The 16,055-nt window shown below is 54.0% G+C and carries 11 protein-coding genes and 1 pseudogene; 6 read left to right on the top strand and 6 right to left on the bottom strand.

The genetic code is table 11. The features are described 5' to 3' along the window. Positions 1-89 precede the first annotated feature (89 nt). The 4 genes from dnaE to P1S59_08480 all read right to left on the bottom strand — a co-directional run bounded on the left by dnaE (position 90) and on the right by P1S59_08480 (position 7,989). Positions 90-3,563 (bottom strand): DNA polymerase III subunit alpha, encoded by a 3,474-nt coding sequence (gene dnaE / locus P1S59_08495; GenBank protein ID MDF1526290.1) that lies wholly within the window; start codon positions 3,561-3,563, stop codon positions 90-92. Between the two features lie 100 nt (positions 3,564-3,663). Next, positions 3,664-5,232, bottom strand: a complete 1,569-nt coding sequence (gene guaA / locus P1S59_08490; protein ID MDF1526289.1) for a glutamine-hydrolyzing GMP synthase — start codon at positions 5,230-5,232, stop codon at positions 3,664-3,666. A gap of 111 nt (positions 5,233-5,343) precedes the next feature. Then, positions 5,344-6,819: an IMP dehydrogenase gene (gene guaB, locus P1S59_08485; protein MDF1526288.1), complete on the bottom strand. Its 1,476-nt coding sequence runs from the start codon at positions 6,817-6,819 to the stop codon at positions 5,344-5,346. A gap of 501 nt (positions 6,820-7,320) precedes the next feature. Continuing rightward, positions 7,321-7,989, bottom strand: coding sequence for a type II secretion system protein GspJ (locus P1S59_08480; protein ID MDF1526287.1), 669 nt, complete (start codon positions 7,987-7,989; stop codon positions 7,321-7,323). Between the two features lie 500 nt (positions 7,990-8,489). Here P1S59_08480 and P1S59_08475 point away from each other — a divergent pair, with 500 nt between their 5' ends. The 5 genes from P1S59_08475 to P1S59_08455 all read left to right on the top strand — a co-directional run bounded on the left by P1S59_08475 (position 8,490) and on the right by P1S59_08455 (position 13,472). Then, entirely contained in the window at positions 8,490-9,056 is a 567-nt protein-coding gene (locus P1S59_08475; GenBank protein MDF1526286.1) for a nitroreductase family protein, read from the top strand. Positions 9,057-9,695: 639 nt separating this feature from the next. Beyond that, complete coding sequence (locus P1S59_08470) at positions 9,696-10,229, top strand: TRAP transporter small permease subunit (protein MDF1526285.1); 534 nt, start codon at positions 9,696-9,698, stop codon at positions 10,227-10,229. Then, the gene (locus P1S59_08465) at positions 10,229-11,554 is read left to right on the top strand and encodes a TRAP transporter large permease subunit (protein ID MDF1526284.1); all 1,326 of its coding nucleotides are present in this window, start codon (positions 10,229-10,231) and stop codon (positions 11,552-11,554) included. Before P1S59_08470 ends, P1S59_08465 begins: the two co-directional genes overlap by 1 nt. A 193-nt stretch (positions 11,555-11,747) precedes the next feature. Beyond that, on the top strand, positions 11,748-12,866 hold the full coding sequence (locus P1S59_08460; protein ID MDF1526283.1) for a TRAP transporter substrate-binding protein: 1,119 nt from the start codon (positions 11,748-11,750) through the stop codon (positions 12,864-12,866). Between the two features lie 138 nt (positions 12,867-13,004). After that, positions 13,005-13,472 carry a DsbA family protein gene (locus tag P1S59_08455; protein ID MDF1526282.1) on the top strand — a complete coding sequence of 156 codons (468 nt, stop codon included), beginning with the start codon at positions 13,005-13,007 and terminating at the stop codon, positions 13,470-13,472. Here P1S59_08455 and P1S59_08450 read toward each other — a convergent pair. After that, complete coding sequence (locus P1S59_08450; protein MDF1526281.1) at positions 13,444-15,117, bottom strand: OmpA family protein; 1,674 nt, start codon at positions 15,115-15,117, stop codon at positions 13,444-13,446. The genes P1S59_08455 and P1S59_08450 overlap by 29 nt on opposite strands. Before the next feature lie 126 nt (positions 15,118-15,243). On the opposite strand from P1S59_08450, the gene P1S59_08445 reads away from it, so the two are divergent. Beyond that, on the top strand, positions 15,244-15,498 hold the full coding sequence (locus P1S59_08445; protein MDF1526280.1) for a hypothetical protein: 255 nt from the start codon (positions 15,244-15,246) through the stop codon (positions 15,496-15,498). Here P1S59_08445 and P1S59_08440 read toward each other — a convergent pair. Further along, a pseudogene (locus tag P1S59_08440) lies at positions 15,474-15,986 on the bottom strand (IS3 family transposase). The gene P1S59_08445 and the pseudogene P1S59_08440 overlap by 25 nt on opposite strands. Between the last annotated feature and the right edge of the window lie 69 nt (positions 15,987-16,055).

The raw sequence follows: 16,055 nt of genomic DNA, 5'->3' as shown, positions 1-16,055 counted from the left end.
GGGTTTCGGATGCTGTTCCTTTTTCCCTGTTCTACATTTTACATCCTTCATTCCATCGCTTTTAAGTATTCCTGCAAATATCCTGTCTGTCAAACAAAGGTCACCGTCCCGGTGCCGAATATCCTCTCCACATCGTTGACCATCTCATCGGAAGACCCCACTTTGAATATGTCTGAAAGGGCTATAACAGATTCGGCCTTGGTGGGGATCGTAAGCTTTAACCTGACAGCACAATCACCCTTGTGCTGCAAAAGAACATCCTTCAGTCTAGCGAGATCGTCCCCGGAAAGCCCGATGGTGGACAGGTTGATAAGGATCTCACTTGTAACCCTCTGCCGGTATTCTTCCAACAGCTCCACATCAGAGGCCTTGATCTTTGGTTTGTCTCCGTTAGAATCGATAACCCCCTGAACAACGAAGGGACCTTCGGAAGACAGGATATGGCCTGCCTTGGTAAAGGCATCAGAAAAAACGATCACCTCGGCGCTGCCGTGCAGGTCCTCCAGAGTCAGGAAAGCCATGCGGTCCCCTCTCCTTGTACTTATTTCCCGCATGCTCTGTTTCATTCCCGCGACCTTGACCTCTTGTCCTTCAGACATCTCCACAAGGCGCCCCAGATCCGCGGTAATGTACCTCTCAAGCTCTTTGCGATACTTTTCAAGGGGATGTCCGGTAATATAAAAGCCCAGGCACTCTTTCTCAAAAGCCAGCCGCTGGTGCTCCGACCACGGTTCAACCTGGGATATGGAATCCTCACTCTCGGATGCAAGGGCTCCCTCGAACATGGTTATCTGCCCGCTGTCTCGATCCCTTTGAGCCTTTTGTCCTCGTTCCATGGCCTGGTCCAGGGAAGCCAGCAGCTGGGCTCTGTGATCCCCGCAGCAATCAAAGGCCCCCGATTTGATCAAACTCTCTATGACCCTTCGATTGACTTTTCTCAGATCCACCCTGCTGCAAAATTCGTTTACAGACTTGAAGGTCCCGCCATCACTACGCTTACTCAGGATCTCTTCCAGGGCCGAAACCCCCACGTTCTTCACTGCACCGAGCCCGAAACGGATCCCGCCCTCTTCAACGGTGAACGGGATCTCCGAGTGCGTTATGTCGGGGGGCTGTAAATTGACACCCATCTCCTTGCAAACGCCGATGTGCTGGGTAACCTTGTCCGAATTATCCATCTCACTGGTGAGAAGGGCGGCCATGAACTCCATTGGGTAGTGTGCCTTCAGATAGGCTGTCTGGTAAGCGATGAGAGCGTAGGCAGCACTGTGGGACTTGTTGAACCCGTATCCCGCAAAAAATGCGAGGTTTTCAAAAATACCTGCCGCCTTCTTGTCCGGGATACTGTTTCTTTGGCACCCCTCCAGGAAACGAACCCTTTCCTTTTCCATCTCCTCGGGCATCTTCTTGCCCATGGCACGACGAAGGTTGTCCGCCTCACCCATGCTATAGCCGGCCAGTTCGCTGGCCACCTGCATAACCTGCTCCTGATAGACGATAACACCGTAGGTCTCCGACAGGATCTTTTCCAACTCCTTGGTGTCGTAGGTGATCTGCTGCCGACCCTGCTTCCGGTTGATAAAATCGGTCACCATCCCTGACCCGAGGGGCCCCGGACGGTAGAGGGCCACAAGGGCGATGAGATCCTCAAAGCACCCCGGTTTCATCTTGACCAGAAGATCCTTCATCCCGGAACTTTCCAGTTGGAAAACTCCATCCGTATCCCCGGTGGATAAAAGTTCGTAGGTCTTCTGGTCCGAAAGGTCCAGCCTTTCCATCTCGAAAGGTTCCTGTCCCTGATCCGACCTCTTCCTGTTGACAAGCTTTATGGCATTACTCAAAAGGGTCAGCGTCCGGAGCCCCAGGAAATCAAACTTCACAAGCCCGATGTTTTCCAGTTCCTTCATGGCGTATTGGGTCAGAACGCTGTCGTCCTTGATATTCCTGTAAAGGGGAACGTGGCTGGAAAGGGGCAGGTCACTGATCACCACTCCCGCAGCATGGGTAGATGCGTGGCGATGGAGACCCTCCATTTTCTGGGCCAACTCAAGGAGATCGGCCACCTTCTTGTCGTTTTTCATGGCATCTTTGAGCTGAGGTTCCTGCTCGATGGCTTTATTCAACTTGATACCCAGAATTTCCGGGACCAACTTGGCGATCCTGTCCACCTCGGCATAATTCATATCAAGAGCCCTGCCAACATCCCGGATGGCGCCCCTGGCGGCCATGGTTCCGAAAGTAATTATCTGGGCGACTTTGTCTTCACCATACTTATTCGTCACATAACGGATGACCTCGTCCCGTCTCACCATGCAGAAATCCACATCGATATCCGGAAGACTGATTCTCTCAGGGTTGAGGAAACGTTCAAAGAGAAGTCCATACCTGATAGGGTCGATATCGGTGATTCTCAGGGAATAGGCCACGAGGGAACCAGCTGCTGAACCTCTCCCCGGGCCAACGGGGATGCCCTGCTCCCTCGCATATTGTATGAAGTCCCATACAATAAGGAAGTAGCCCGGGAACCCCATATTGGTGATCACCTCCAATTCGGTGCCCAGCCTGGCCTGGTACTTCTCCAGCACCTCCTCCCTTTGATCCTCCGGAGTCCCATCCAGAATGATCTCCATTCGCTTGTCGAATCCGGCACGAACCTTGGTGTAAAGGAAAGACTCCTCCGTCATCCCTTCAGGTATGGGAAAACGGGGAAGGTGTGTTTCACCGATAGCGATCTCAAGGTTGCATCTCTCAGCGATGGCAAGGGTATTGGACAGGGCGTCGGGGTAGTCCTTGAAATACATCTCCATCTCTTCGGCCGACTTGACGTAGAGCTCGTCGGTGTCCATTCTCATCCGGTTCTCGTCTTGAACCGTTTTCCCAGTCTGGATGCAAAGGAGGACATCATGCATCCTTGTGTCCTCTCTACGCAGGTAGTGAATATCGTTGGTCGCTACCAGTCCGACACCGGTTTCTTTAGCCAGCCTGAGCATCCCTTCGTTGGCCTTGTCCTGATCTGCAAGACCGTTATGCTGAACTTCCAGGAAGTAATTCTCGCCGAACAGGTCTTTGTACCAGGACACGGTTTCCCTGGCACTTTCGTAATTACCCTGTCTGATCAGATAGGCAACTTCTCCCTTCAGGCAGGCGGACAGGGCTACCAGGCCATCGGAGTAACGGGAAAGAACCTCCTTGTCGATACGCGGCTTCCGGTAGAAACCCTCGAGATAAGAGATAGAGGACAGCTTTACCAGGTTGGAATAACCTTCAAGGTTTCGCGCAAGAAGGACGATGTGATAGGCCGATTCCCCGTACTCATCAAGTTTCCGATCAAACCGGCTTTCGGGAGCAATATAGAACTCCTGGCCGATAATCGGCTTTATTCCGGCTGCGCGAGCGCTTTTGTAGAAATCGATGGCACCGAACATTGCCCCATGGTCGGTAATAGCAAGGGCCGGAAACTTGAGATCGGCGGCGTAACGGGTCAAATCGGAAACGCGGCAGGCCCCGTCGAGGAGGCTGTAGGAAGTATGGACATGGAGATGAACGAAATTGGCGTGTTTCATAAAGACAGTGATTAGTTATCCGTGATCCGTGATCGGTTAAGAAACATGGAAACGATTTTTCTCCCCTTCACCCACTCGCCCCCTCTCCCCTCGGCTTCTTCTATTCCCATTCGATCGTAGCAGGAGGTTTGGAGCTGATGTCGTACACCACCCGGTTGACACCTCGCACTTCATTGATAATGCGGTTGGAGATGCGGTTGAGCAGGTCATAGGGCAGATGGACCCAGTCTGCGGTCATCCCGTCGAGGCTATGAACGGCTCTTACGGCAACCACGTTTTCGTAGGTCCTTTCATCCCCCATAACGCCCACTGTTTTAATGGGGAGCAGAACGGCGAAAAGCTGCCAGATATGGTCGTAGAGCCCCGCCGCCCGGATCTCTTCCCGAACAATGGCATCCGCTTCCCGCAGGACGTGGAGTCTCTCCTGGGTTACCTCACCGAGAACGCGAATCCCGAGACCCGGACCGGGGAACGGGTGGCGCTTTACCATCTGGTCGGGCATCCCCAATTCCCTACCCACTTCCCGCACCTCGTCCTTGAACAGTTCCCTGAGAGGTTCAACGAGCATTAAATCCATCTTTTCAGGCAACCCGCCCACGTTGTGGTGGGTCTTTATGGTAGCTGAGGGGCCCTTGAAGGAAACGCTCTCGATGACGTCCGGGTAAAGGGTTCCCTGGGCGAGAAACTTGACATCTCCTATATTTTTGGCCTCGATCTCGAAAAGCCTGATGAACTCGTTGCCGATGATGACTCGCTTTCTTTCCGGATCCTCAACACCTGCAAGTTTATCCACAAATCCCTTTCCAGCGTCGAGTACAATCAGGGGGATATGGTAGTAGTCAGTGAAAACGGCCTCAACCCTTTCCCTCTCCCCTTTACGCAACAGCCCGTTGTCCACGAATACACATGTAAGCCTGTCCCCAATGGCTTTGTGTACAAGGACAGCAACAACAGATGAGTCTACACCGCCTGAAAGACCGCAGAGAACCTTCCCATCTTTACCCACGGTCTCCTGTATCTGCTCCACAGCCATGTCGATGTAGGATTTTGCTGTCCACAGAGGCCTCAGGTCACAGATTTTAAACAGAAAGTTCTCAAAAATCTCGGTGCCGCGAGGCGTATGAACCACCTCTGGGTGAAATTGGACGGCAAAGAATTTGCCGGACTCGTCCCTCATGGCTGCGACGTGGGAGTTCTCCGTGTGAGCAATAGGGACAAAACCGGGCGGAGCCGATTCGATCTTGTCGCCGTGGCTCATCCAGACCTTGTTCAGGTTCTCCGCCCCGGTTTCAAAACCGTTGAACAGGTCAGAGTTGTCGTCGATCTGGAGCATGGCGTGGCCGTATTCCCGCCGCTCAGCCTTGCCGACCTTACCACCCATCAGGTGCGTAAACAGCTGCATGCCGTAACAAATACCCAGAAAAGGAACATCCAAATCGAACAGTTCCCTTGGCACAAGGGGCGCGCCCTCATCAGTTACGCTCGCCGGTCCTCCGGAAAGGATGACGCCTCTCGGTGAAAATTCCCTTATCTTTTCCAATGGTTCCGTGCAGGGGTGGATCTCGCAGTAAACCTTGAGTTCCCGAACGCGGCGAGCGATGAGCTGAGTGTACTGGCTCCCGAAGTCCAGGATCAGGATCTTTTCGTCGTGAATGTCAACGCTCGTCACAGAGTTCCTCGCTTGATCTCATATCTCAAATCTTAGATCTCAGAAAGATCTAGACCCTGAAACGGGTGCGCTTACCCTTTGAGATGTGAGATCTGAGATCTGAGATCGCTTTTAGTCAAGTCGATAATTCGGCGCTTCCTTGGTAATGATCACATCGTGGACGTGGCTCTCCTTGAGTCCGGCAGCCGATATTTGTACGAATTTCGCTAATGTCCGAAGCTCTGAAAGGTCCTTGCACCCGGTGTACCCCATTCCCGAGCGCAGCCCCCCCACCATCTGGAACACAGTGGCGGATATCGGTCCACGGTACGGAACGCGTCCCTCGATCCCTTCCGGAACCAGCTTGCCCTCAACATCCACATGTTCCTGGAAGTATCTGTCCTTGCTGCCCTCTTTCATGGCCTCAAGGGATCCCATACCCCTGTAGACCTTATAGGAGCGGCCCTGGTACAGGACCAGGTCACCGGGACTTTCGTCCGTACCCGCAAAAAGTCCTCCGATCATCACCGAGTGGGCTCCGGCGGCGATAGCCTTGACGATATCCCCGGAAAATTTAACACCGCCGTCAGCGATGACAGGCACACCAGAGCCTTTTATTGCCCTGGTGCATTCCAGAATAGCCGAAAATTGTGGAACACCTACTCCAGAGATTATCCGGGTGGTGCATATGGAGCCAGGTCCCACACCAACCTTGACAGCATCGGCGCCAGCGTCAACGAGTTCCTTAGCTGCCGCTGCAGTGGCAACGTTCCCGGCGATAATCTCCATATCCGGGAAATTCCTTTTCAACTCCCGCACACCTGCGAGGACACCGGTGCTGTGGCCGTGGGCGGTATCTACGGTAAGGACATCGACACCGGCCTCAATAAGGGCAGGAGCCCGCGCCTGAAGGTCGTTTCCGATTCCAACCGCAGCTCCAACGCGCAGCCGTCCCATGGGGTCTTTGCATGCGTTGGGGTATTTGCGGGCTTTCTCAATATCCTTGATCGTGATGAGGCCAGCCAGGTTGTAGTTCTCATCCACGACGAGAAGTTTTTCGATCCTGTGCTCATGAAGCCTGGATTTGGCTTCCTCCAGAGATATACCGGGACGCACCGTAACCAGGTTCTTGCTGGTCATAACTTCACGGATAGGTCTTTGAAGATTTGTTTCGAAGCGAAGGTCCCTGTTGGTGAGAATACCAACAAGCTTCCCCTCCTTTTTCCCACCTTCCGTAATAGGCACACCCGATATCCGGTATTTTGTCATGAGCTCAAGAGCTGCGCTCACTGTGCGGTCCGGGTCCATAGTAATAGGGTCAACGATCATGCCGCTCTCAGACTTTTTGACCTTGTCCACCTCGCTGGCCTGCCTCTCGGGTGTCATGTTCTTGTGGAGGATCCCCAACCCGCCCTCCTGGGCCATTGAGATAGCTGTGTGCGCTTCCGTTACCGTGTCCATGGCAGCGGATATCAGCGGGATACCCAGGCTGATATTCCTTGTCAGGATCGTCTCAAGGTTTACTTCGGAAGGCAAAACGTCAGAACGAGCGGGGAGGAGAAGAACATCGTCGAAGGTCAGACCGAAATTAATATTATCCGACTGCATTTAACGCCTCCTTGGACTGGCATTGAAAAGGTCGCAAAAGTCCTTGTGGACTTTTGCTCTAGGGAAACCCAAAAGCGTGGTTTTGGGTTTCCTCACGGATCGATGACATGACTATCGGTCATCACTATCGGTCATCGCTCCGGGCGCCCCATCGGGGCGCGTTGATGACTTTTTACGAAGTCATCACCTGCAGATTTCGAAAACCCCGCACAGGGCGGGGTCGGTTTTTGAGATCGGGCCAGGCAGAAAATTAATTTATGACAATAATAGGTCAGGCTCTTTGTGTCAATAGAAGTGTAGCGTATGTAGCGTGTAGAGTGCAAAGTGTAGAGAAAAATCTGCTGGAAACAGATAAATTCCGACTAAGTAAAGCGTACCTGAGTACGTGCGTAAAACCTTTCGCATGCACGCTTAACGCACACACGCACGCACGAATGGATCTTACAAAAATAATACACTCTGCACCCTGCACCCTACACTGATTTATCCCTCTACACTTTCTCATCTCCCCACCGCCATTATCGGCGCAACGGAACCGCGGTGGGTCACAGACAGTTCACCATCCTCCAGAACCAGCTCGATCCTCACCTGTCTGGGGAGCTTTCCATCTTCGTGCCCCCCGACGCTTTCGGTATCCCACCTTTCGAACCAATCTTCACCGTCTGAAAATTCAAGGTTCAGGGACTTGATGCGATCTGTGATAACGATGGCCGCGCCGCCCTCGTCATAGGGGGAACGAGCAGGGATCTGCTCCCTTCTCAGGAGCAGAAGGGCTCCATTTTCGCCCTCGATGATCGAATACTCCACCTCCCCAACGCCGCCAGCGGGTATTTCCGGGTTTACCGGAAGGACAGCGGTAGTGAGAAGGGAAAGGCAATCGGCAGGATCCTCTGCTTTAAAATTATCAATACCCTGGAAGAACGGAACAACGCCATCACGGACGAAGGCTCCTCGAAGATCTTCGGAGACAATGTTGACGATTGCAGCAGCCTCCGTGGTAAGTCCCCCACGCCGGTCGATATGCCGTGATCTCTTCACCGCCCCGAACACGATGGTAAAGGCGACTGTGGCCATTATGGCCAGGATGGTTACGGCCGTCATGACCTCTATTAAGGTAAAGCCGGCCACAGTGCTGGATTTTCTCTTTTGCATGATATGAAGATACCACATTCCAGGACATCTTCCAGCACTGTGAGTGCAGAGTGTAGAGAATGAAGGGCGGTGGGCGAAATATCACCGAGTAGTGAACCATGCGCAATGCTGAACGCTTATCAAAGGCTCACCGGATGGAGAATCATGGTATGGGGCTGCGGGGGTATTCCTCTTTCGTCCTTCCTCCTTCCTCCTTCCTTTATGTGGATAACCTGCGGTATCAGAGCACTGTGGGAAAATTTCCCAGTGGGAAAATTCCCCCCTCGATAAACATCTCCATCTCGCTTAAACTATTATGACTAAAAGGGGGCCAGGTACCTCGGAAACAGTTTTCCGCCTAAAGATGATGACTTCGCAAAAAGTCATCAATGCGCCCCTGTCGGGGCGCCCAAATCAATGACCTGCAGTATAAGTCATTGATTTGTAAGGAAAGCGAAAATGACACGTTTCGCTTTCCGTGAAGCAAAAAGCCAATAATGGACTTTTTGCGACCATATCAAAGATAAAGGAGGCAAAAAATGTTCAAACAACTCGTGGAAAGGAACCGCAGTTACCGGCGGTTCGATGAAAGTCACAGAATCGATGAGGCAACCCTTATGGAACTGGTGGACCTCGCCAGGCTAACACCCTCTTCAGCCAACCTGCAGCCGTTAAAATATATGATCTCCTCAGAGCCCGTTCGGAACGAACTCATCTTCCCCCACCTGAAGTGGGCAGGGTATCTGAAGGACTGGCCCGGGCCAGTTGAGGGGGAAAGGCCTTCGGCCTATATCATCGTTCTGAGGGACACCACGATCTTTAAAGCAGACAGCTGCGACCACGGCATAGCATCCCAGACGATCCTTCTCGGTGCCGTCGAGAAGGGACTGGGCGGCTGTATGATCGGCAACCTCGACATGGACGGCCTGAGGAGCGGCCTGGGGATCGGTGAGCACCTGCATGTCCTGCTCGTCCTGCCCCTGGGTAAACCGGTAGAGGAGGTTCACCTCGTGCCGGTGGGCCAGGACGGGGACATGAAGTACTGGCGCGATGAGCAGGGAGTCCACCACGTGCCGAAGAGGAATTTGGAGGAGATCATCGTGTAAATTGAGTATTCCTGATTGAGGATTGAGAATAAGTGAAACGCGAACAGGTTGATCCAAGATCCAAAAGGTAATTCTCCGGAGCACTGCCTACCATAAGCTTGTCGAATGGTGTTTTTGTGTGAGGCTGATTTTAATGCATTTACAGGAACAGTTCCATTACCCGGATTTAAGCCTTCCTCTGCGGCCTTCTGTGGTACGAGCAGCCTACCAGCGATCCAATCTGCCTGCCCTGAGCCCAGTCAAAGGGTGGCCCTCTGCGTTAAGGCTTTTGCCGCTTTTACAGAACCCGAGATCGCTTCGCCCGAATGACGGCTCGCGATGACAAGCATTCTTGGATCTTGGATCCTTTTTGAATCACAAACTTTGATGACTTCGCAAAAAGTCATCAATGCGCTGCGCGCGGGGCGCCCAAATCAATGACTCACTCCGTAAGTCATTGATTTGTAAGGAAAGGGAAAACGACGCTTTTCCCTTTCCGTGGAGCGAAAAGTCCCGGATTGGACTTTTTGCGACTCTAACAATTTTGAATGTTGAATTGAACGACCTGGTAATATAACCTGTCGGGGCTGTTGTGGGTATGATTCGCATCTCATGAAATAGTTGTATCCCTCGTTTTCCGGACATTTTTCGGAGTGTGAAATGACCGGCTTTTTCCGCAAACTTTGCCAGAGAATCGATGCTGTAAACGACTGGGTCGGCCATGTGGTTTCATGGGCCACTGCCGTCGTCGTGGTGGTGGTTTTCGTGGACGTGATCATGCGCTACGTCTTCAACACCAGTTTCGTGGCCACCCAGGAACTGGAGTGGCATCTCTTCGGCTTCGTCTTCCTCATGGGGGCCGGGGCCACCCTCCTCAAGGACGGCCACGTCCGGGTCGACATCTTCTACCAGCGGTTCAGCTACAGGCACCGGGCATGGATCAACCTCATCGGAGTTTTCTTCTTCCTCATCCCGGGCTGTCTCATGATCATCCTCACTTCCCTGAAATTCGTCTCCACCTCTTTTATGATAATGGAGAGCTCACCGGATCCCGGGGGAATCCCCTACCGCTTTATCCTCAAGTCGTGCATCCCGGCAGGGTTTACCCTCGTCCTGATGCAGGGGGTCGCCCTGGGCATCCGGAGTTACTATCATATCAGGGGCCGTGACCTGGACACCGGAGAGAACATCTGATGGATTATCTCGCCGGCTGGATGTTCCTCGCACTGACGATCCTGCTCATGGCGGGTTTCCCAGTGACCTTCACCCTCATGGGAACGGCCATTTTCTTCGGCCTCATAGGCTTCGGGTGGAACCTTTTTAACCTCTTGCCCCTTCGCATCTTCGGCGTCATGACCAACGTCACCCTGTTGGCTGTTCCACTCTTCGTTTTCATGGGGGTCATGCTGGAACGCTCGGGGCTGGCCGAGGACCTCCTGGACACCATGGGCCTGGTGTTCGGTAGGCTCAAGGGCGGCCTTGCCATCTCCGTAGTCGTTGTCGGTGCGCTCCTGGGGGCCTCCACAGGGATCGTGGGCGCCACAGTGGTCACCATGGGGCTTCTGGCCGTGCCCACCATGCTCAAACGCGGATACCAGAAGGAGCTGGTCACCGGCACCGTATCGGCCTCGGGCACCCTGGGGCAGATCATCCCGCCGAGTATTGTCCTTGTCCTCATCGGCGATATCGTGGGCGTTCCTGTGGGCGACCTGTTCATGGGAGCGGTCCTTCCGGGACTGGTGCTCGTGGGGCTCTACATCCTGTACATCCTCATCGTTGCCCATCTCAAGCCCGAGTGGGCCCCTCCTATTTCTAAAAGTGAGTTGGATGCCCTGACCCGACAGGTGTTGCTTGGCCGTATCATGCGCGCCCTGGTCCCGACGCTGTTTCTTATGGTAGCAGTCCTGGGATCCATCTTCGCCGGCATCGCCTCCCCCACGGAGGCAGCGGCGGTGGGGGCCGTTGGGGCTACAGGCCTGACTGTGCTCAACCGCAAATTCAACATGCAGATGCTTCGCGACGTCATGCACTCTACGATGATCCTGACCTGCATGGTCTTCATTATCCTGGTGGGCGCGGCCGCCTTCGGGCTTGTTTTCCGCGGTCTGAACGGCGATGACCTGGTACGCGGATTCCTTGGGGGCATCGCCGCGGACCACGGGAAATGGTTTGTTATGGCCATCGTTATGGGGCTTATTTTCATCATCGGGTTCTTTCTGGATTTTATCGAGATCACCTTCATCCACGTGCCGGTTCTCGCCCCCATCATCATCGATTTCGGATTCGACCCGGCCTGGTTCTGCATCCTGTTGGCCGTAAACCTCCAGACCTCCTTCATGACACCGCCCTTCGGGTTCTCCCTGTTCTATCTTAAGGCCGTTACTCCCCCCGAGATAGAGACCGGCCACATCTACCGGGGCATCATTCCCTTTGTGATCTTCCAGCTCATCGGGCTGCTCATCGTCCTGTCATTCCCCGCCCTGGTGACATGGCTACCCACAGTGGTTTACGGAAATTGATCATGCCTGCGGCCGAGTGGACATTCTGAATGCAAGATCAGGTCGATCTGTATAAAACGGTATTGCCTTTTTAATTTGGGTCTTGAAATTATAGAACGCTTTTTTATAGAATTAAAATATCCAGACCGTCGGCCCATCTGGGGGTGTCGATGGTTCTTTCAAACACCTTTCCCAGGAAAGGACACGGTGAACCATGGAAAGACGAGATTTTTTGAAGAAAGCGGGAAAAGTCGCGGCTGTCGCTGCGGTTGTGGGAACGGGATGCGCAAAGGCCAAGGAGGCACCGAAACAGGCAGTCACCAAAACCTACGAATGGAAGATGGTGACCACCTGGCCTCCCAACCTGCCAGTCCTCCAGACCGGGGCAGAACGGTTCGCCCAGCGTGTGGAGGAGGCCACAGGCGGTCGCATAAAGATAAAAGTTTTTGCCGCCGGCGAATTGGTGCCAGGTCTGGGAGTTTTCGATGCCGTATCCGAAGGTTCGGTGGAGTGCGGCAGCGGGGCGGCCTACTATTGGGGTGGAAAGACACCGGCGGCCCAGTGGTTTACGACGGTACCCTTCGGCCTCAACGCCCAAGGGATCAACGCCTGGTTCTACAGCGGTGGCGGCCTTAAGCTGTGGGAGGAGGTCTATGCTCCCTTTAACCTGGTGCCGCGGCCCCAGGGGAACACCGGAGTTCAGATGGGGGGCTGGTTCAACAAGGAAATGAATACTATAGATGACTATAAGGGCCTTAAGATGCGCATTCCGGGCCTGGGAGGAAAGGTCATCGCCAAGGCCGGCGGCACCGTTGTCCTGCTGCCCGGCGGTGAGATCTTCACATCCCTCGAGCGGGGTGTCATCGACGCCACCGAGTGGGTCGGGCCCATGCACGACCTGAGGATGGGGTTCTACAAGGCCGCCAAGTACTATTACTATCCCGGCTGGCATGAGCCGGGAACCTGCCTTGAGGTCATCTTCAACAAGACAGCCTACGACGCTCTTCCAAAGGACCTCCAGATCACCCTGGATGCCATTGCGGCCGAGACGAACATGTGGAGCCTGAGCGAGTTCGAAGCCACCAACGGTGCAGCGCTTCAGGAACTCATCACCAAGCACAACGTTAACCTGGTGCGGTTCCCGGAATCCCTCCTCAACAGCCTTCGCAAGATGGCCAAGGAGACCATGGAGGAAGAGGCGTCCAAGGATCCTGTGGCGCGCAAGGTCCACGATACTTTCAAGAAATTCAAGGAGCAGGTGGGCGTCTGGGGATCGGTGTCCGAGAACGCTTACTACAACGTCATCGCGGATAAGTTTAAATTAAAAATGTAAATGACTCGTTGTACCTGCAATGATCGGGGCCCCCTTGCAGAAATGCGAGGGGGTTTCGTATTTGCCACATTTCGTGAACAGTGAACTGTGAACCGTTAAGCTCATTCAAAACCCGTAGACCACGAAACATGAATTGGAATTTATGAACGGTTTTCGGTTCACGTTTCACGGTTCACGGTTCACCTTACACATGGATTTGAATTCCTGAAAAGAGTTCAGGAAGCCTTCTATGCCATGAACCGGGATGTCACCGCCCCCGAGCTATTAGCCGATATCGCTCAAGGGTGCGGAGTAAACCGGGAACAGTTCGCCGTCGGATTCAAAACAGAGGAGACTGCAAGGGCGACGTGGAGGGATTTCGAGACATCCCGCCGCCTGGGCGTCACCGGGTTCCCCTCGCTCCTGGCTGGGAACAAAGAGAGCGGGTTTATAGTCATCACGGCAGGATATCGGCCGTGGAAAAAAGTGAAAGTTTATCAAACACAGGAACAGGACAAGAACTTGATTGTAAAGAGGCTCCCGGACCTGACCGTCCGGGAGCCTCTGTGTAACCTTTATACACCGTTCAATATCTGTTCTACATCACGGGCATGTCCCCGGGTGTGATCACGACGTCAATACGGCGGTTGGCCGCCCTGCCGGCTGCTGTTATGTTTGGAGCCAGCGGACGGGATGACCCGAAACCGGCCGCTACCACGTGCTCCGGTGCCACAACATTGTTAGCCAGAAGATATTCGCGAACCGATTCAGCGCGCTGTTGGGAAAGATGCTCATTGAATTCCGAAGTTCCCGTGGAATCGGTGTGGCCCTCGATGGTCACCTGGGGCTCTGTGAAAGTACGGACTGCCCTTTGGACCTTGCTGAGCAGAGGGTAGTTCTCTGGCATGATGACGGCCTGTCCCACCGGGAAGGTCATTCCCCTGAGACGGATCACCATGCGGTTTCCCTGTTTGTAACACTCGGCTTCGTCTTTTGTGAACAGGGCCTGGACCTCGTTGTACAGCTCGTTGAAGCGTCGTTCCGCGGCCAGCCGTTCCTCAGCCGCTCTCTTTTGGGCTTCAATGCGCTCTCGCTCGGCAATGCGCTCAGCCTCGATCCGCTCTCTTTCCGCGCGCTGCTCACCCTGAAGGGCGACCAGCCTGGCAGCCTCTTCACGGCTCTGTCCCTCAAGGGAGGCGATGCGTCCCATAAGACCCTCGATCTCCTTATCATACCGCTGCTTCATGGCACTCTGGTCGCTGGCGTTTGTCTTCCTTAGCGCCTCTATCTCCTCCGGATAGCGTGACCGCATTATGTCCATCGCCTCCTGCTGGGCGTCGGCCTTCTGTGCCAGGAAATCGCGGTCCTCCACCAGCGAAGTGATGGAGCCAACGATGTTGCTTTCCTGCAGATCAAAGGTCTTGTCGCGCATATCCGGGGCGCCAAGGGCCTCTGAGGCCTGCCGCAGGTAGCCTTCGAACCAGAGGGCTGTTTCAAGGGGTTCCATACCACGCAGACGCTCTGTCTGTCTGGTGATCTCAAGGAGGCGGTTCGCCTTGAAAAGGGCCACGGTACCTCGCCTTTTCATATCCTCGGTTTCGTAAGGGTTCGCGGCGATAAACTCTTCCACACTGTTAAATTCCTGCTGGGCTTCGGCGTACTGCTCCGGAGCCAGCTTCCGCGCGCCTTCTTCCTCCGCCTGTTTCAGGATCTTGCGCGTATCACCGAGAATGGTCTCCTTGATGGCCTTTATCTCCAGAACATGGAACGCTACCACAACCCCCTTCTGGTCCTTTTTCGCACTTTTAAGGTCATTATTCTCCACGTCCCTGGTCAGACCCAGAAACCGCGTTTCAACATCGGCGTAGTCCTGGCCGAAACTGGTGGCTCCGGCAGTCCTCGCCATTTTCCTTGCCTCCACTGCTTCCGGGATCGCGGTCCTGACGATACGCCCGATCTCCTCGGCCTGTCTGATCTCCGTTAACCCTCGGGACGCAGCATCGCCGATACGGGCGATCTCACCTTTGGATTCATTGATCTTGCGAGCCTCGCCGAGGGAATTTTCTGCCTTGGCGAACCACGTTGGCGAAAGAACATTCAACTGGTCCTGACGACCTTCCACCAGTTTAGCCTCCAGCTGCGCCATGGCCACTGCCGGGTCCTGGGGCACTGAAACAGGCTCAACCATGAGTTTTGGTCCGGCGCAGGCACCGAGCAATCCTGTCACCAGAACAATTGAAAGTAAGTTCCCCCAATACCTCCTGATTTCCATTCCCAACCTCCCTTTTCTTCTCCAATATCGTTATTTTCCACCCCCTACGAAAAACCTTCCGCAACACGGAAGGCAGGGGCTTTTTGGCTTTCTAAACTGCATTTATTACAAATTATACCCCCGGTTTTGAAAAAAGCAAATTATATCCAGCAGCTTCCTCCCCTCCTTCTCCCTACCGGTGATCCGCAACGCTTCGGACACGGCGGCGCGGTTCTCCGGAAGGTGCCAGAGAAGGACACTTTTCTGCATACGCCTTTCACTGAGGCTGCGGGGGAGATACACCTCCTCGCCGGTGAGAGGTGGACCCCATTGGTTGGACAGGTTGGCGGCAGTTTTAAGGTGGAAAGGTTCATGGTTTATGCCGCCTTTTTCCCGTTGTAGCCGGGCAGAGGCAGATCGAAGTATGCCTCATGAGGTGTTCTGTCGTCCAGTTTGGAGTGGGGCCGTTTCTCGTTGTACAGGTTGATCCAGTTTCCGATCCCATCCCTGGTTTCGCTTCCCGTCTCAAACGCGTTCAGATAAACACATTCATACTTCATTGAGCGCCAAAGCCGTTCGATCATGACGTTATCCATCCAACGGCCCTTGCCGTCCATGGAGATCCTGATCCCGGCATCCTTTAAAACCTGTGTAAACTCGAAGCTCGTAAACTGGCAACCCTGGTCTGTGTTGAAGATTTCAGGGGCGCCATACTTGAACAGGGCCCCTTCAAGAGCCGCCACGCAAAAGTCAGCGTCAAGGGTATTGGACAGCTTCCAGCTAAGGACTTTGCGACTGTGCCAATCCATGATCGCCACCAGGTATAAAAATCCGCGCCTCATGGGGATATAAGTAATGTCAGCGCACCAGACCTGGTTGGGGCGACTGATGTTGTGCAGTGGACCCCAATGTCAAGACCACTTTCCTTTGAACTTAAGGTGTATCCTCTCCGTGTAAGA

Source organism: bacterium (assembly GCA_029210965.1).
Lineage (GTDB): Bacteria > BMS3Abin14 > BMS3Abin14 > BMS3Abin14 > BMS3Abin14 > JALHUC01.
Note: the sequence above shows the minus strand (reverse complement) of the source record. Positions and strands in the feature narration are given on the sequence as shown.

Excerpts from the sequence above, each read along its gene's own strand:
- P1S59_08475 (MDF1526286.1), top strand. The coding sequence starts at position 8,490 with ATGTTCAAACAACTCGTGGAAAGGAACCGCAGTTACCGGCGGTTCGAT.
- P1S59_08470 (MDF1526285.1), top strand. The coding sequence starts at position 9,696 with ATGACCGGCTTTTTCCGCAAACTTTGCCAGAGAATCGATGCTGTAAAC.
- P1S59_08480 (MDF1526287.1), bottom strand. The coding sequence starts at position 7,989 with ATGTGGTATCTTCATATCATGCAAAAGAGAAAATCCAGCACTGTGGCC.
- P1S59_08450 (MDF1526281.1), bottom strand. The coding sequence starts at position 15,117 with ATGGAAATCAGGAGGTATTGGGGGAACTTACTTTCAATTGTTCTGGTG.
- P1S59_08465 (MDF1526284.1), top strand. The coding sequence starts at position 10,229 with ATGGATTATCTCGCCGGCTGGATGTTCCTCGCACTGACGATCCTGCTC.
- P1S59_08460 (MDF1526283.1), top strand. The coding sequence starts at position 11,748 with ATGGAAAGACGAGATTTTTTGAAGAAAGCGGGAAAAGTCGCGGCTGTC.
- guaB (MDF1526288.1), bottom strand. The coding sequence starts at position 6,819 with ATGCAGTCGGATAATATTAATTTCGGTCTGACCTTCGACGATGTTCTT.
- dnaE (MDF1526290.1), bottom strand. The coding sequence starts at position 3,563 with ATGAAACACGCCAATTTCGTTCATCTCCATGTCCATACTTCCTACAGC.